The following is a 16,850-nucleotide window of genomic DNA, read 5'->3' on the forward strand; positions in this document are numbered from 1 at the left end:
GTAAGGCGTTTACGCCGCAACCCGGGGAATATGCCGTGACGTGGTATTGCTGCGGCTTTTTCCCGGCTCGCGCTGCGCTTAGCCGGGCTACAAGGCCGCAGATTGCTGGTAACCCGTAGCCCGGACAGATGCGTAGCATCGCCTCCGGGAAATACTGCCACTTTGCGCTTTTCTCCCGGGGGCGGCGCAGGGCGCCTGCCCGGGCTACAGGGCCGCAGATTGCTGGTAACCCGTAGCCCGGACAGATGCGCAGCATCGCCTCCGGGGAGGGGGTTAATTCTCGTCGATATCGTCGAGCAGATGCTGAATCAGTAGCGGAATCGGCCGGCCGGAAGCGACGCTTTTACCGCCTTCGCGCCACAGCGCCGTGCCGCTGACGTCGAGATGGGCCCAGGGGATCTCCGGCGGGCAAAAATGGTGCAAAAGCCAGGCGGCGGAGGCGCTGATGGCCGCATTATTGCCGGGCGTATTGCACAGGTCGGCGATTGCGCTTTCGGTCTGCTTCTTCAGCCTGCTATCCAGCGGCAGCGACCAGACCTCATCCCCGCTTTTTATTCCTGCCCGGGTTAACCCCGCCCGCAGCGCGTCGCTTTGCGTCATCAAGCCGCTCAAATCGTAACCCAGCGCCTTAACCACCGCGCCGGTAAGGGTCGCAATATCAATAATATAGTGCGCCTGCGGATGCCGCTGGCTCGCCCAGGCAATGGCATCGGAAAGCACCAGGCGGCCTTCAGCGTCGGTATTATTGATCTCTACCGTCAGGCCATTACAGGCCCGGGCGACGCTGCCCGGCTGCATAGCGGCGGGGCCAATCGCGTTTTCCGCCAGCGCCAGTACGCCCATTACCCGCACCGGTAGCGCCAGCTCGGCGATGCTCAGCATCAGGCCAAGGACGTTGGCCGCGCCGCACATATCGTACTTCATGGTGTACATCCCGGCGCCTTCCTTGAGCCACAGTCCGCCGGTATCAAAGGTGACGCCTTTACCGACGTAGCAGCGAACCGGGCCCTCGCTGACGCCATCATAATGAATCGCCAGCAGGCGCGGCGGGCGTTCAGCGCCTTTACCCACCGCATGCAGCAGGCCGAGCCCTTGTTCGACGATCGCTTTTTCATCCAGAACTTCGCAGCGCAGCGTGGGGATATCCGCGCACAGACGCCGGGCTTCTTCCACCACGTACTGCGGGGTACACTGCTCCGCAGGCAGATCCGCCAGCCGCCGCGCGGCGAGCATGCCGTGCGCCGTGGCCCGTTGACGATGGGTGAGGGTATCCAGCGCCGACCGCTGTTCGGGTAAGGCGTAGAGGGCGAGCTGGCGCAGACGAGGCCTGACGGTTTTCACCTGATGCAGGCCCAAATCATCAAGCTGCCAGTCGAGGTTAAACAGTTCGCGCAGCGCTTTGGTTAACGCGCCGCTGCTCTCTTCCAGCGAAGCGTCGAGGATAAGCGTTTCGCTCACCGGTTTTTTGCATAACGGCCGCAGCGCCTCGGCCAGGCCATCGTTCAGCGTATCCCTCCACAGCGGTCGCGGAATGAGGGTGATGCGGGCGAAGGGGGCACAGCCGAAGCGGGTATCCGCCACCTCGCCGCGGGCGGCCTGTTCCACCATTTCCGCGAGCAGGGGAACGGCATTGAGCGGGGCCTGGGCCAGCAGCGTACTGCCGGGCCAGGTCACCAGATGCGCGCCGGTGCAGACGCTATCCAGTTGATTAATCAGACGATAATCCAGCATGGCTTACTCCTCGATGGGGGCGCGAATGCGTGCGGCATAGGCCTGCATCCATTCGTCGTCCACCGGCCGGTAATGGGTTTTCTCCCGAACGCGCTCGGCGCAGAACACGGTCAGCGGCTGCGTCGCGCTGGCGACGACAAAGGAGAAGGTTTTGATATTGGTGGCGGCGCCGAATTCGCCGCGCCGGTTCATGCACACCACCGAAAGGTCGCCCGCGCGGCCAAAGCGCGACATCAGTTTGTCTTCCAGCTCGCAGACCACCGAGTCCGCCGCCTGCTGCGGCGTCATTCCCTGGGCCATTCGCCGGACGATTTCGTAGCTGGTGCAGCCTTTCATCAAATCTTCACCGACGCCGGTCGCCGTGGCGGCGCCGGTCTCGCTATCGCAGTAGAAACCGGAGCCGATAATCGGCGAATCGCCCAGCCGTCCGCGCTTTTTCATAAACAGGCCGCTGGTGGATGTGGCAACGCTCATGGAACCCTGTTTATCAAGGCCAATAATGCCCACGGTATCGTGGCCGTCGTAAGGACTGAGGCCTTTATCCAGCGTTTCGCGACAGCGCTTCCGGTAATGCTGCATCGCGCGTTCGGTCAGCATCGCTTTGGCGGCGAATCCCTGGCTTATGGCCCACTCTCTGGCGCCCTGGCCGACCAGCAGACTGTTGTAGCGCTGGCGGCTCAGGGCGTGGGCGACTTTCACCGGGTTGGCAATATCCACCAGATTACCCACCGCGCCGAAGGCCAGGGTATCGCCATGCATAAAGGCGGCATCCAGTTCGACCTCGCCGTTTTCCGTCGGCAGGCCGCCGTAGCCCACCGATTTGTACAGCGGAAAATCTTCTACCGCCGCCACCGCATTGACCACGGCGCTGGCGGTATCAGCGCCGGATGCCAGCGCCGCCGCGGCTTCGGTTACGCCTTCCAGCGCCATTCGCCAGGTGGCAATCATTCCCCACATTGGTTTACTCCTGTTTTGCAAGCGTGTTGTCCGTTTCAGCACGGGCGGTGACTTCCGCCGCGCGATACTGCTTATCGACGATGCGCATGAAGGGCAGGTACAGCATGGCGCCAATCAGCAAATTGAGGATCTGCATCACGCTGCCGCTAAGATGCCCGGTGACGATAAAACCGCTGATCACCGGCGGCAGCGTCCAGGGGATAAAGACGCCGGTGGTGACGGCCACCGCGCCGATCTTCATCGCCGCGTACTGCACCGTGACCAGCACCAGCGGCACGAGGTTAAACGGAATCAGCATGATCGGGTTCATGATCACCGGCAGGCCAAAGAGGATAGGCTCATTGATATTAAAAATGGAGGCACCGGCGCCGAGGCGGGCAACTTCGCGCATATTTTTGCTGCGGGCGAAAATCAGCATCGCTATCACCAGCGACAGCGTTGCGCCCGCGCCGCCCATCCAGATCATATCGAAGAACTGCTCGGTGATAATGTGCGGCGGGGTGACGCCGGCCTGGATAGCGGCGATGTTGTCGGTCTGATTTTCCATCCACAGCGGACGAATGATGCCGTTGATCATCGAACCGGAGTTAATGCCGACCGACCACAGAATGGTAATGCTGAAAACGGTCATCAGCGCGCCGAAGTAGGAGGTACCGTAATGGCGTACCGGCGAGGCGACGACCTCATAAATAAACTGGTGGATGGTGGCGTAGTGCGTGTGCGCAAACCCGATGCGAACCGCCAGGATCAGAATCATCACCAGCAGCGCCGGGATCAGCGCGGCGAAAGACTCCTGCACGGCGGGCGGAACGCCGTCCGGCATCTTAATCACCAGCTTTTTGCGTTTTAGCCAGCAGAAGAGTTCGGTCCACAGCAGCGAACCGATCATCGCGACGAATAAACCTTTGGTGCCGATCCACTCCACGGGGATCACCGTGATGCCGCCGTTTTCAGCGACCTTAATGAACGGCGTGAGGATCAGAAAACCCACCAGCGAGAGGATGCCGCAGGAGATGCGGTCATCGCCGTAGTGCTCCGCCAGACGGTAGGCCACCAGGAAGCTGATAAACAGCGACATTGTGGAAAATACCGCGTTGAACGGGATTTCGATAATTGCGCTCCAGCTCGCGCCGAAGGTGCTGGCCATAAAGTGCTGGTAGCTCTGATTGGGGAACGACGAGATCACCAGCAGAATGGAACCGACAATAATAAAAGGCATGAATGAAACGTAGGCGCCGCGAATAGCGCCGAGGTGACGCTGCTGAGCGGTTTTCGCCGCCAGAGGCATCAGTTTGGCTTCAAGAAATCCCAGAACATTGTTCATTGTGAACTCCGTACAAGATCGACAGGGCTGTGTGTGTTATCTATGGCGGATTATGAGAGAAAGCGGTGGGCTGAAAGGTGAAGCGGTTCACATTGTATTCTCTGCAATAATATACATCTCATATGATTAGTTATATTTCCTGTAGAGGATCGTATGGAAATTAAGCTGCACGCTAATGCCACCACCACCCCCAGAACGCGTAAATATCTTCAGGAATCGACGAAAAGCGACCGGGAACTGGCGCAGGAACTGGGGATTTCCATTACTACGGTTCGCCGCTGGCGCAACCGCAGCCAGATTTCCGATAACCACACCACGCCGCATTTGATACACAAAGTACTGAGACAAGAGCAGGGGATCCTCATTAACGCCCTCCGCGATGCGCTGCGCGCCCCGCTGGACGAACTGCTGTTTATGGTGAATGAGGGGCTGGGCATCGCTATTTCCCGCGCCACGCTAAACCGCTATCTGCGTCCGGCACATGAAGGACGGAAAAATGCCGCGCCGCAGGGGAAAAAAGCGTTAAAGGCGGGAATGCGCGCGGATACCCTGACGCTGCACTATCGCCAGCTGGCGCTGTCGATGGACGATGGCGGTGAGCATCATCTGCTCTGGGCGCAGGAGCCGATCAGCGGCTGGTGCTTTGGCCGCATCTATAGCGGGATCTCTCCCGCGCTGGTCGATAGCTGGCTGACCGAGGCGCTGAACGCCTGTCCGGCGCGTATACAATGTCTTGAGATTTATACTCATAAAGGTTTTCAGCCCGCGCGCGCGGATCTCTCTTGCCGGACGGTGGCGATGGCGGAGCGCGGAGCGGTACAGCTCAGCGAACGATTAGTCGACGTTATTCCGGCGCTGGATGAGCCGGACGCGACGCTGCAGCGGCTGTGCGCGCTGTGGAACCGGGGGCGGGCGCAAAAAAAGCTGGGCGACACGACGCCCCAGGGCTTTCTTGAGTCGTTGAATCAGAACTAACGGTGGCGTCGGAGGCAGGCACGGCAGCCGCGTTTTGCCCGGGCCCCAGAATCTCTGCGACAGCAAAAGAGAGCGCGTTTTTTGTTGGGCCACGCCAGCGGCCCTGGAGGGTCAACCGTTTCGCAGGCCATCAATCGCGCTGTCGCTCAGCAGCATAACCGTTTTTACGCTGACGCTGATCCTGTCGATAATGGCCTGTCGCGGGCCTTCGCGCCAGGCGGGGCTGCTGTAGAAGCGCGCCTGGGATGCGTTTAAATGCGTCAGGTCCTCATAGGCCCGGATCAGGTAATAAGCGTCGTTGTCATCAACTGAATTGCCGAAGGAGACGATATCCATTCCGGCGGCGCGATGACAGGGGGCGCTTTGTTCCTTCATTATCCGGTGAAACTCGTTCCCGGTCCCCGGTTTAAGGGTGTAAAGCAAAAACTCTACCGTTTTCATCCTGACGTTTCCTGTTCACATTCACTGAGTTTGCTGCAAGAGAGCACTGTCCGGCTATTAGAACAACTCCCCGTGGTTTTGTCGCTTCTCTTTGCCATGACGGCAGCGCGGGTTGCATTTCTTATCTCTTTTTTGATATGTTATATCATAACATTTATGGCATTATAAAATATGTGACTATTTACCTTTCTTTTTAAATGATAATGATTATCATCACTACCTGCCGATCAAAATTCAAAAGAGCGCGTGTTTCGCTCATCCACGCTGAAGAGAGAGGGAGAGGCGGCTAATGGAGGAGAGTTTGACAAAGAGTGGAAAAGCCGATGATCCCGTGCTTAGCGTCAATATCGCATCATTACCGCGGCCCGGCGGCGGGGAAATGCTCTCCGGCATTCATTTCAGCGCCGGTAAAGGAGAGTGTCTGGCCGTCATTGGACCCAACGGCAGCGGGAAAACCACTTTATTACGCGCGATAGATTGCCAACTGCCGTCGCGGGAAGGCGACGTACGGTTATATGGCCGATCCATTACCGCATTAACCCGGCAGCAGCGAGCCCGGCAGATCGCGGTGCTTGCGCAGAATGATACCCCCGACCTGCGTCTGGCGCTTGAGGATTATGTCGCCCTCGGGCGGATTCCCCACGCCCGGGACATGTCGCGTCGCGAACACGACATCATCGTAACCCGCGCGATTAACGATACGGGATTGCAGAGGCTGCGCAAGCGACCGCTCTCCGCGTTATCCGGTGGTGAGAGACAACGGGCGGCGCTGGCGCGGGTACTGGCCCAGGCGCCAAAACTGCTGCTGCTGGATGAGCCCACCAACCACCTTGATCCCCACGGCAGAGTGGAGCTGCTGTCATTAGTGAAAAGCCAGGGAATCGCGGTCGTTACGGTATTGCACGATCTTTCCCTGATTGACGCCTTTGCCGATCGGGTTTTGCTTTTATCGCAAGGGCGCGCCGTGGCCTGGGATGTGCCGGAGCGCGTGCTTGTTTCACAACGGCTTTACCCGGTCTTCGGCTTGACCAGCTTTACCGTACCGCATCCCATGACCGGGAAGGCGCTGCGGATTTTTGAGGTGCCAGGCTATGCCTGATAAATTTCCGGAGGATAACGAGCATGAATAAATGGTTTGCAGGGACGATGGCGTTTCTTTTTATTTCAGCGGCGAACGCGGCGGATTTTCCCGTCACGATTGACAGCTGCGGAACGCCGGTGACCTTCACTCAGGCGCCGAAAAGAGCGGTCATCCACGACCTTAATATGTCTGAAATGGCTTTTGCTCTCAGGTTGCAGGACCGCATCGTTGGCTTAACCGGCATTACCGGATGGTACAAAATGACCCCGGAATTTAAACATCAGATGGGATCAATTCCCGAGCTGGCGCCGAAATATCCCTCTCTGGAGACGCTGCTGGCGGCAAATCCTGATTTCTTTTTCGCCGGCTGGAATTACGGCATGAAGGTCGGCGGGGAGGTCACGCCTTCCGTGCTCGAAACATACGGTATCAAAACCTTTGTGCTGAGCGAGAGCTGCGTCTTTACCGCCTCTCAGAAACAAAAAGCGAGTATGGACCTGCTGTATAACGATGAGCTGACGCTGGGCAAGATTTTTGGCAAGCAGCACGAGGCCCGTACGCTGGTCGACGGCTGGAAAAAAACGCTGAATGCGCTGCCTAAGCCGCCGCAGGGCGTGCAGCCATTAAAGGTGTTTGTCTATGATTCCGGCGAAGATAAGCCCTTTACCAGCGGACGGTACGCCATGCCGACCGCGATTATCGAAGCGGCGGGAGGGAAAAACGTGATGGACGACCTGGAGATGAGCTGGGGGACCACCTCCTGGGAGAGCGTGGCGACGGCGGAACCCGATTTTATTATTCTTCTCGATTATCAGACCGGCAGCGGCGCTGATTCGCTGCGCCGTTTCCTCGAAAATCATCCGTTAATGAAACAGACGCCGGCGGTGAAGCGGCAGCGTTATCTGAAGCTGCAATATGCTGAGTTGACGCCCGGCCCGGCGAATATCAACGCGGCCGAAAAGCTGGCTCATGCGATGTATCCTGCGGCCCACCAATGAGCGGGACTCACTGTCGCTACTACTGGGCCGCGTGGGGGGCGCTGCCGTTATTAGCCGGCTTGATGCTGCTCAGCGTGGCTAAAGGCAGCGTGCCGCTGTCGCTTACCCAGGTTCTCGGCGCCTTGCGGCTGCTGGATGTGCCGGTTTCGGAGATGATCGGACGTATTGTCATTGATTTGCGCGTGCCAAGAACGCTGCTGGCGGTGCTGGCGGGGGCGGTGCTGGCCATCGTGGGCGGTCTACTACAGACCACCACGCGCAACGATCTGGCCGATCCTTTTTTATTCGGGCTTTCCTCCGGCGCATCGGCGGGAGCGGTACTGGTGATCACCCGATTCGGTGAGCGGCTTGGCGCGCTGACGCTGCCGGTGTCGGCATTCGTTGGCGGCATCTGCTCGGCGGTGGCGGTGATGCTGCTGTTTCATTTTAAAAAGCAGCGTGGCGCAGAGCACCTGGTGATCTGCGGGTTGGCGATCTCCTTTTTATTCGGCGCGCTGACCAGCTATCTGATTTTCTCGGGCGACCAGCGGGCCGCCAGCTCGGTGCTGTTCTGGTCGCTGGGTGGGCTCGGTCTGGCGCGCTGGGATAATTTGCCCTACGCCCTGTTCAGTCTGCTGCTTCTCGGCGCATTCATACTCCTGCGCTGGCGCTCCCTGGATGGCCTACTGGCCGGTGAGCAGACCGCGCAGTCGCTGGGCATCAACGTTACCCGCCTGCGAATGGAGGTGTTTTTCTGCTGCGCGTTAGCAACGTCGCTGCTGGTGGCCCTGACCGGGGTGATTGGCTTTATCGGCCTGATGGTGCCGCATATGTGCCGCTATTTTTCTGGCGTAAAACATCTGCTGTTGCTTCCTTTATGCGGCCTGTGGGGCGCGGTGCTACTGTGCGGCGGCGATATCGTCAGCAGGACGCTGCTGGCTCCGCAGGAGCTGCCTATCGGGATCATTACGGCCGGCATCGGCGGACTCTTCATTATTATTCTACTGGCCAGAAACCGTTCATAAACTGAGTCGGCACCGGGTCGCTGCCTGGCGCAGACTTAAACGAAGGGCAAACAAATTCCCGGAAGTCAGCGCGCGCATGCGCTTCGGTTCATGCGCAATACACCCGTGCATGGTTTTATCTTTTGATAAACTGAATTTTTCAATTTTATTCGTTGAATATAATCTTTATCGCAGAGTGATATGCTGCTGATTTCTCTTTAACCGATGTCTCGTAAGAAAAATCCTAAAGTAAGCATGGGGATGAGTGCTGTCTCCGGGCCATTGAAAATCCCATGGTTTACATTTCGCAGGGATTTTTCTGAAATTCACTCGTCTGGACAATAAATATTAAACAAACTTATAATTCACCCACTTCACTCATGGGTATATCCCCATGGCGCCTATTATACGCATTTCTATAAAGGATGATTGCACTTTCATGAGGGAAAGGAATGTTAACTATTTTCAGCCATAATCATTTTTTTAAGAAAGCCATACGTCTGAAAATAAACGACATAAAAGCGGTCAGAAAGGCGAATCTGGTCGATTTGTGCTTAACAAAGTACGCATCCAGCAGCTGCGCGCAGTTCCATTTTTTGATAAACAGCTTTGAAATGAAAAAGAATTTTGTTTGTTTCCGGGTTGAAGGTAATATTATTTGTTTGATAAACAAAAGGCGCACCGCACATATCGCCAGTATTATCGCCAGAGTGACTGATGGCATCCCCGTGGGAGAGGACATCACGTTAACAGAGAGAGAATTTCAGTATATTTTTATTATGAAATTTACCGTACTGGCAAAAGATTACCCGGAGCTGCTCGGCATTTCGCCCAAGGCCTACAGCAGCTATAAAAGAAGATTAATTGAGAAGTTCGGCTTTAACTCATTTCATGCGCTACTGGCGCTGTCTAATTATTTACACGCTTTTTCGCTGCTCGATAAATTTACGCCGGATTAATTGCTGCACCTGCATGCGTGACTATACCTTTATCTTCGCACTCTCATCTTATTTTTCCGCCTGCCACGACTGTTAAGGAGCGCACTCACAAAGTGTCTCTTTTTCATGTCATCTATCCCATGTCTTGCCTCAAAGGGCGAGCGGGGGACAACGGAACCCCACCACGATCTGTTCTCGTCATTTCTGGCGCTTTGGGACCGCGGCATCAGCGTCTATAATCCGCACAGCGATGTGTTCCGCGAGCGGCGAAGCTAATCGTCTGTTGAAAATAGCATTAAGCCTTACGACAACCTGATTGCCGTAAGCTGCCCAACTACAATAAAGGCTTATATGAAACAAATGACGTTGAGTGACCTTCGGCAACAAAGCGAACAGGCTGCAGCTTCGCCTCGCTTGCGTGCCCATCGTAATTTCCACCCTGACTTAAGCGATCCGGTGCAACGCCTGGCCGTCGCTATGGAGCCGGGTACCTATGTTCGGCCTCACCGCCACCCGCACACTTTTGAACTGCTGACATCCCTTAGCGGACGTTTTGTGGTGTTGACCTTTGATGATGCTGGCAACGTGACCGAGCGCGTGGTGTTAGGCGAAGAGTGTAAGGTGCTGGAGATGGCGGCGGGTACCTGGCATGCCGTGCTGTCGATGGATAAAGGCGGCGTAATTTTTGAGGTTAAATACGGTGGTTACCAGCCGGTTTCTGAGCAAGACGCGGCCCCGTGGGCGCCAGCTGAAAACGCGCCGGGAACCGCCGAGCTAATGAAGTGGTACGCCCGGGCGCAAGTGGGTGATGGCGGTTTTACCCTGTAATCCAGGCATTGCGCGGGGAGCAGCCCCGCGCCAGCTTCCTTTACCCCCGATACAGATAAGCCGTTCCCGGCGCGTCAGCGGCTTATCAAACTGGTGACAAGCTCCTGGCTCTATTTATTCATAGTATTTATTCATAGTTAAACTTATCCCATGAAATAGGGCTGACGATATCCCTTTCACGAAAGTGTTAAACACATCTTAAACCACTATGCTATAATTTTTACGGTTTTTGTAAAGAATCTTCAATAAAGAAATGTGGTCATTTCGGTACTATAATTTATCTGCGGGGAAGGATCGGAATATACTTGTTAATAGCCGGTCAGGGGAATCAGTGGCTTTATGAATAAACATTAATGATTGGTTGTGTAAATTATAAACGATTGATTTTTATTGTTTTTAACAAATTGCAATCTTTAATTTATCTAATCATTAGAATTTCCTTATGATAATTTATCTATTTTAGTCAAACCTTCTGCATCTCTGGGTTGCGTAAGGCGTGATTCGGAATATTTGCCAACGCAAGCAGTGAATGATTGATGTACATCAATTAACAACCGCTGCTGTCGTCACAGTTATGGTATTTGGTCTAAAAAACTGGAACTTTTAATTTCAAGTCTCTTTGCGAATTATCGCATAATAGCCTCGCTCAGAAGGCATCTGAGATTTGATATTTTATTAATAGTTAGGGACGAAATAATATGAAATTAAAATTACTAACAGTGGCCGTCTCTACACTTCTTGCTGCAGGAACCGTGCAGGCAGCTGAGGTGTATAACAAGGACGGAAACAAACTCGACCTCTACGGGAAAGTGACCGGCCTGCATTATTTCTCCAGCGATAAGTCAGAAGATGGCGATCAGACCTATGCCCGTTTGGGCTTCAAGGGTGAAACCCAGATCAACGACCAGCTGATCGGCTACGGCCAGTGGGAATATAACTTCAGCGCCAATAACGTTGAAGGCGACAACTCCGGCGACAAAACGCGTCTCGCGTTTGCCGGCCTCAAGTTTGGCGAATTTGGCTCTCTGGACTACGGCCGTAACTACGGCGTCGCCTATGATATCGGCGCCTGGACCGATATGCTGCCGGAGTTCGGCGGCGATACCTGGACCCAGACCGATGTCTTCGCCACCGCGCGTACCACCGGCGTTGCCACCTACCGTAACAGCGGTTTCTTCGGCTTGGTTGACGGCCTGAACGTCGCCGTACAGTACCAGGGCAAAGAAGAGGGCAACGGTCGCGATCTGGCGAAACAGCATGGCGACGGCTGGGGTCTGGCCTCGACCTATGAGTACGAAGGATTTGGCGTAGGCGCGGCCTACGCGGCATCCGATCGCACCGATGCGCAGGTCAGGGAAGGTCGCGTGAATCCTGACTTCTACGCCCGTGGCGAAAAAGCGGAAGTGTGGGCGGCCGGTCTGAAGTACGATGCTAATAACATCTACCTGGCAACCACCTATGCGGAAACCCGCAACATGACGAAGTTTGGTAAAGGCTATATCGCCAATACCGCGCAGAACTTTGAAGTGGTTGCTCAGTATCAGTTCGATTTCGGCCTGCGTCCGTCCATCGCCTACCTGAAATCAAAAGGCAAAGATCTGGGCCGCTACGGCGACCAGGATCTGGTTGAATACGTAGATGTCGGCGCGACTTACTACTTCAATAAAAACATGTCTACCTATGTGGACTACAAAATCAACCTGCTGGATGACACCAGGTTCACCAAAGATGCCAGCATCAGCACCGATAACATCGTTGCCGTGGGCATAACCTACCAGTTCTAAGACAACGCCTTTTATTGAACCATGCCTGCCAGCTTACCCTCCTGGCAGGCATTTTTTATACGTGAACGCAGGGCGAGACGAAAAAGCCCGACGCCGTTTCCCGCGCCGGGCTGAGTGAGAAAAGAGGGAGTTTACGGCGCGGTACTGAAAAACTCGCCGAATTTCACCGCCAGCCAGCCCACCGGGGTGGTGGCTCCGCCCACGATATTAGTGATTTCCGCCATCCCTTCCGGCACCGGAATGTTAGAGTTGACCGCCGCCTGGGTGTATTCCCGCGAAATATCCGTCCCGACGTACAAAATACAGGTGACCACCAGCGTGCCGGTGATAAACATGCGGAACATATTGCGTTTGCAGAACGGCGTCACCATCGCCAGCAGGAACATCAGCGAGGCCAGATCGACAAACGGCAGCACGCGGTTGCCCGGCAAAATAATCGCCAGCACCACCGCCATGGGGATCAGCAGCAGCCCGGTCGCCAGCACCGAGGGTTCGCCAATAAGCAGCGCGGTATCCATGCCGATATAGAAGTCGCGGTTGGGAAATTTCGCTTTCAGCTTCGCTTCCGCGGCATCGCGCACGATAAGCAGACCCTGCACTAAAATTTCGATCATTTTCGGCAGCAGCAGCATGGCGGCGGAAACTTTAATCGCCAGCGACACCGCGGCTGCAACATCGTATCCGGCAAGGAAGGCCAGCAGCAGCCCCAGCACGAAGCCCAGGGTCAGCGGTTCACCGAAGACGCCGAATTTTTTATTAATACTTTCCGGGTCGAAATTAATTTTATTAATCAGCGGGATCTTATCAATAATATAGTTACAGGCAATACCAAACGGCACGTAGGTTATACAGGTAAGATGGGGGAATGATATCCCTTTAAGATTATAGTTTTTTTGCAAATACGGTGCGGTTAAATCCGCCGCCAGCAGGGTTAAGATAAATATGCCGAAAGTAATGCCAACGGAGAGCCAGTAGTTACCGGTGCCGGCATACACGACCGACCCCATAATCAGGAAAATCCAGTAGTTGAATATATCGATATTTACCGTTTTGGTTAATTTAAGCAGCAGCATGGCGATATTGATAACAATAAATCCCACGACCACTGGCAGCATCAGCGGCGAGCCCCAGCCGATAGTGGAGGCGGTCGGCCAGCCGGTATCGACCACCGTCAGGTGCAGACCGATGCGTTCAACCATGGCCTGCGACGCCGGGCCGAGGTTGGTCAACAGCAGGCCGATCACCAGACCCACCCCTTCAAAACCGATACCGACCAGCATCCCGGCTTTAAATGCGGTGCCAATTTTAACGCCGAAGCACAGGGCGATAATAAAGAATATTACTGGCATCATCACTGATGCCCCCAGACTAATAATGCTGTTGATAATATCCATAATATTTCCTTAAAAGGCGGCCGAATTGGGCGCGAGCGAACCCGTGCCCAATGGGCCGTAGCAAAAACCTTACGCGGCTCTTTTAATATTTAACCGAGTTGCTTCAGCAAGATCTTAGAAAAAATCTTCGGCGAATTGCTGAAGGCATCAATAGTACTGCCGGCAATATGCGGCGTTATCGTGACGTTATTCAGCGAATAAAACGCGCTATCCTCCGGCAGCGGCTCATCATCAAAAGTGTCGAGGGCGGCGCCCATGATTTTACCGTCCTGCAGCGCGGCGATCAGATCGCCTTCATTAATTAAGCCGGAGCGTGCGGTATTGACGATAATGGCGCTCTCCTTCATTAATTCAAAATGATGCGCGTTAATCAGGTTTTCCGTTTCCGGGGTCATGCGGGCATGCAGCGAAATCACATCCGCACGGCGAACCAGCTCATCGAGAGAATCCACCTTTTCATAGCTGTCATGGCCGGGGACGTACTTATCGTAAAAGATAATCTCGCTGCCGAAACCGCGCAGGAAGCCGGCCACCAGCTGAGCGATATGCCCCAGCCCGACCAGACCCACCACTTTGCCGCCCAGTTCAGGAATGGCCCGGTGGTTAGGACTCTCTTTGCGCCAGAACTTATCGCGCAGCGCATCGTGCGAGCGGGCGATGTTGCGCATTTCCGCCAGAATCATGCCGACGGTAAACTCCGCCACGCTGCGGGCATTACGTCCTGGCGTGTTCATTACCTCAACTCCGCGCGCTTTGGCCTCCGCCTGATTAACGTTTTCAATGCCGCCGCGCAGCACGCCAACGTATTTAAGCTTTGGCAGCTTGTCGAATACCGCCGCGTTGACCGGGGCGAACTGGACGATCAGGATCTCAACCTCTTCAGCGCCCTGAAGCAGGGCGGCAGGCAGCGCCACCGCTTCGGAGCCTTGCTGTTCAACCAGTAAATTATCCTCCTGCAGTTTTTCAATCGACTCGTGCGACCATTCGCGCACTTCCACTGTAATACCTTTATCTTTCAGCGCTTTCAGACCCGCGTCCATCATCGCTGCATTGATAAACAGATCGGCAATTGCCAGACATTTCATAATGATTCTCCATAAATTAACGCATCAACATACCGCCGGTGACATCCAGAGTCGCTCCCGTCATATAGCTGGTTTTCGGAGAGACCATGAAGACGCCGATGTCGGCAATTTCGTGCGGCTGGGCTACCCGGCCCACCGGAATACGGCTGACGTAATAGTCAGGATTCTGCTCAATGTTTTTACGGATCATCGCGGTATCCATAATGCCGACGGCGATGTTGTTGACATTGATTTTCTGTTTCGCCACCTCGCGCGCCAGCGAGATAGAAAATGCCACCAGGCCCGCTTTACTGGCCGCGTAATGTGCATGACCGGTGGTCGAACCGTGGAAGGCCGCCTGAGAAGTGATATTCAGAATGCTGCCGGCCCGATCTTTCGCCAGGCAGTGGTTGACAAACATCTGGCTCAGGTGGAAAACCGCCTTCAGGTTGACGTTCATCACGCTGTCCCACTCCTGCTGGGTGATTTCAGTGACGTAGCCGCTTAGCCAGATCCCGGCATTGTTGACCAGAATATCGGCGTTCCCCAGCCGCTCAATGCAGGTCGCGAACAGATTCTCCCGGCTTTGCTCATCGGAAAGATCGGTTTTCACCGCAATAATCTCGACGCTGGCGCTATTTTTTACCGTATCGATCAACTGCTCCGGGCGCTCCTCATCACGCATATAGGTGAAGCAGATGTTGACCCCTTCTCTGGCGAGGGAAAGGACAAACTCTTTGCCCAGTCCCGTTGCGCCGCCGGTGACGATAGCCGTGCGGTGGTGTAAATTCAGATCCATACTTTCCTCGCTTAATGCGTAATGTAGTTACTGCAGCTTTTCCACGGAGACTGCATTTCCGATAGCAGATTTTTGTAGAGCTGATACTTATCCTGATAGACCTTGTTATTGTCCGGGTTCGGCGTGACCGTTCGCGAAACGTGAACCATCTCATTTGAGGCGGCAAAGACATCATCAAACCAGCCAACCATGACCGCGGCGGTCATCGCGGTGCCCAGGGTGCCGTGCTCTTTCACGTCGACAATCTCCAGAGTGGACTGGAAAATATCGGCGAATATCTGCAGCCAGACCGCAGAGTTAGTGACGCCGCCCGCAATTCGAATGGTGCGGCTTAGATCAGGGTTGATGTTGCGCAGACGTTCGGTGTGATAAAGGTGGCTGAAGGCGACCCCCTCGTAGATAGCGCGCAGAAAATGCGCTTTTTTATGGAAGCTATTCAGGCCGATAAACCCCGCGGAGGCGTCCGGGATGGTGTTGGAGCCGAAGACAAACGGGAAGAACAGCAGGTGGCTCTCGGCGGGCGTTGTCGTGGAGACCAGCTCATTGCACAGATCGTAGACTGACGATCCCTGCGCCGCCGCGGCGGTGCGATCGCCTTCCATAAAGTTATTGATAAACCACTCCAGATTACTGGCGGATGTGGGGCTGGCCTCGGTAATTAGCCATTTGCCCTCAATCGGATAAATCGAGGTCATAAAGAGATCCCGGTCGATAACCGGATGGTCGGTCACGTATTCATTGATGCTCCAGGTGCCGGTAATAATCGCCAGCTTATCCAGCGTATTGATGCCGGAAGCGACGGATGACGCCGAGATATCAAACACGCCGCCCGAGACCGGCGTGCCGGCACACAAACCGGTTAGCTGCGCGACGTCGTCGGTAATGTAGCCGCAGCAATCGGTGGAGCGTTTAATGGGCGGAAGCTTGTCGCGCAGATCGCCGAGCCCCCACCAGGCCAGCAGCGAGGCATCATAGTCACGGTCGCGAACGTTGATCAGGTTAGTCCCTGAGATATCGGTAAGTTCGAGAAAGGCTTCGCCGGTCAGATAAAAACGAATCAGATCTTTGACCATGAATATGTAGCGCGCGTTGTTCAGCGCTTCAGGCTCGTTCTCTTTCAGCCAGGCGAGGAGGGCGACGGGCTGGCCTGCCCAGATGGACTGCATGGTTTTGGGCAAAATGTCGCTGACAAACGTCGGGTCGCGGTACCACTTTTCAACCCAGCCCTTAGCCCGGCTATCGGTGGAAATGATCCCGTTGCGCACCGGGGCGCCCGTTTCATCCACTATATACAGCCCGTTGCCGTGGCCGGTGACCGCCACGCCTTTGATCTGGCTGGCGTCGATCCCCGACTGCGCGAGGGCCGTTGTAATGACTTCAACGTTGGCCGCCCAGAGTTCGTTGATATCTCGCTCGGTGTGAAATTCCTTCGGGGTCAGCATTTGCGTAGACTTCGACGCGCTGGCCACCACGTTGCCGGCGCGATCGTAAATCGCCGCTTTTGTGACGGTGCCGCCGTTATCAATGCCCATGACGTAGTGTTGTTTCATTGG

15 protein-coding genes are annotated in these 16,850 nt (G+C 55.2%); 7 read left to right on the plus strand and 8 right to left on the minus strand.

Going from position 1 to position 16,850, the window contains the following annotated elements; all coding sequences use genetic code 11:
* Window positions 1–273: 273 nt before the first annotated feature.
* Genes ABLU87_RS14645 through ABLU87_RS14655 form a run of 3 tightly spaced genes read right to left on the minus strand, consistent with a single transcriptional unit; the run spans window position 274 to window position 4,012 of the window.
* Entirely contained in the window at window positions 274–1,731 is a 1,458-nt protein-coding gene (locus ABLU87_RS14645; RefSeq protein WP_122117813.1) for a leucyl aminopeptidase family protein, read from the minus strand.
* Window positions 1,732–1,734: 3 nt separating this feature from the next.
* Window positions 1,735–2,688, minus strand: a complete 954-nt coding sequence (locus tag ABLU87_RS14650) for a N(4)-(beta-N-acetylglucosaminyl)-L-asparaginase (protein WP_009652191.1) — start codon at window positions 2,686–2,688, stop codon at window positions 1,735–1,737.
* A gap of 4 nt (window positions 2,689–2,692) precedes the next feature.
* The gene (locus ABLU87_RS14655; RefSeq protein ID WP_064374656.1) at window positions 2,693–4,012 is read right to left on the minus strand and encodes a PTS sugar transporter subunit IIC; all 1,320 of its coding nucleotides are present in this window, start codon (window positions 4,010–4,012) and stop codon (window positions 2,693–2,695) included.
* Between the two features lie 153 nt (window positions 4,013–4,165).
* Here ABLU87_RS14655 and ABLU87_RS14660 point away from each other — a divergent pair, with 153 nt between their 5' ends.
* Window positions 4,166–4,987, plus strand: a complete 822-nt coding sequence (locus ABLU87_RS14660) for a hypothetical protein (RefSeq protein ID WP_064374657.1) — start codon at window positions 4,166–4,168, stop codon at window positions 4,985–4,987.
* A gap of 111 nt (window positions 4,988–5,098) precedes the next feature.
* Here the strand turns inward: ABLU87_RS14660 and ABLU87_RS14665 are convergent, their stop codons facing one another.
* A complete protein-coding gene (locus ABLU87_RS14665; protein WP_025106264.1) occupies window positions 5,099–5,428 on the minus strand; it encodes an NIPSNAP family protein in 330 nt (109 codons plus the stop codon).
* Window positions 5,429–5,717: 289 nt separating this feature from the next.
* Between ABLU87_RS14665 and ABLU87_RS14670 the strand changes: the two genes are divergently transcribed.
* From ABLU87_RS14670 to ompC, 6 genes are all read left to right on the plus strand, one after another.
* A complete protein-coding gene (locus ABLU87_RS14670; protein WP_122117814.1) occupies window positions 5,718–6,527 on the plus strand; it encodes an ABC transporter ATP-binding protein in 810 nt (269 codons plus the stop codon).
* Window positions 6,528–6,550: 23 nt separating this feature from the next.
* Window positions 6,551–7,507, plus strand: coding sequence for an ABC transporter substrate-binding protein (locus ABLU87_RS14675; protein WP_122117815.1), 957 nt, complete (start codon window positions 6,551–6,553; stop codon window positions 7,505–7,507).
* Window positions 7,504–8,511, plus strand: coding sequence for an iron ABC transporter permease (locus ABLU87_RS14680; protein ID WP_004851083.1), 1,008 nt, complete (start codon window positions 7,504–7,506; stop codon window positions 8,509–8,511). Before ABLU87_RS14675 ends, ABLU87_RS14680 begins: the two co-directional genes overlap by 4 nt.
* A 431-nt stretch (window positions 8,512–8,942) precedes the next feature.
* Entirely contained in the window at window positions 8,943–9,449 is a 507-nt protein-coding gene (locus ABLU87_RS14685; protein ID WP_014229447.1) for a hypothetical protein, read from the plus strand.
* A gap of 330 nt (window positions 9,450–9,779) precedes the next feature.
* The gene (locus ABLU87_RS14690; protein ID WP_004851079.1) at window positions 9,780–10,256 is read left to right on the plus strand and encodes a WbuC family cupin fold metalloprotein; all 477 of its coding nucleotides are present in this window, start codon (window positions 9,780–9,782) and stop codon (window positions 10,254–10,256) included.
* A 698-nt stretch (window positions 10,257–10,954) separates the two neighbouring features.
* Window positions 10,955–12,040 (plus strand): porin OmpC, encoded by a 1,086-nt coding sequence (ompC, locus tag ABLU87_RS14695; protein ID WP_025106268.1) that lies wholly within the window; start codon window positions 10,955–10,957, stop codon window positions 12,038–12,040.
* Window positions 12,041–12,171: 131 nt separating this feature from the next.
* Here the strand turns inward: ompC and ABLU87_RS14700 are convergent, their stop codons facing one another.
* The 4 genes from ABLU87_RS14700 to ABLU87_RS14715 form a co-directional block, all read right to left on the minus strand.
* Window positions 12,172–13,434, minus strand: coding sequence for a PTS transporter subunit IIC (locus ABLU87_RS14700; protein ID WP_004851075.1), 1,263 nt, complete (start codon window positions 13,432–13,434; stop codon window positions 12,172–12,174).
* Between the two features lie 89 nt (window positions 13,435–13,523).
* Window positions 13,524–14,519 carry a 2-hydroxyacid dehydrogenase gene (locus ABLU87_RS14705; RefSeq protein ID WP_109240385.1) on the minus strand — a complete coding sequence of 332 codons (996 nt, stop codon included), beginning with the start codon at window positions 14,517–14,519 and terminating at the stop codon, window positions 13,524–13,526.
* Window positions 14,520–14,535: 16 nt separating this feature from the next.
* Window positions 14,536–15,297: an SDR family oxidoreductase gene (locus tag ABLU87_RS14710; RefSeq protein ID WP_025106270.1), complete on the minus strand. Its 762-nt coding sequence runs from the start codon at window positions 15,295–15,297 to the stop codon at window positions 14,536–14,538.
* Window positions 15,298–15,308: 11 nt separating this feature from the next.
* Window positions 15,309–16,847 carry an FGGY-family carbohydrate kinase gene (locus tag ABLU87_RS14715; protein ID WP_122116778.1) on the minus strand — a complete coding sequence of 513 codons (1,539 nt, stop codon included), beginning with the start codon at window positions 16,845–16,847 and terminating at the stop codon, window positions 15,309–15,311.
* Window positions 16,848–16,850 lie beyond the last annotated feature (3 nt).

This window comes from Klebsiella sp. CB_Kp196, from assembly GCF_040061575.1.
In the GTDB taxonomy this organism is placed as follows: Bacteria; Pseudomonadota; Gammaproteobacteria; order Enterobacterales; family Enterobacteriaceae; genus Klebsiella; species Klebsiella michiganensis.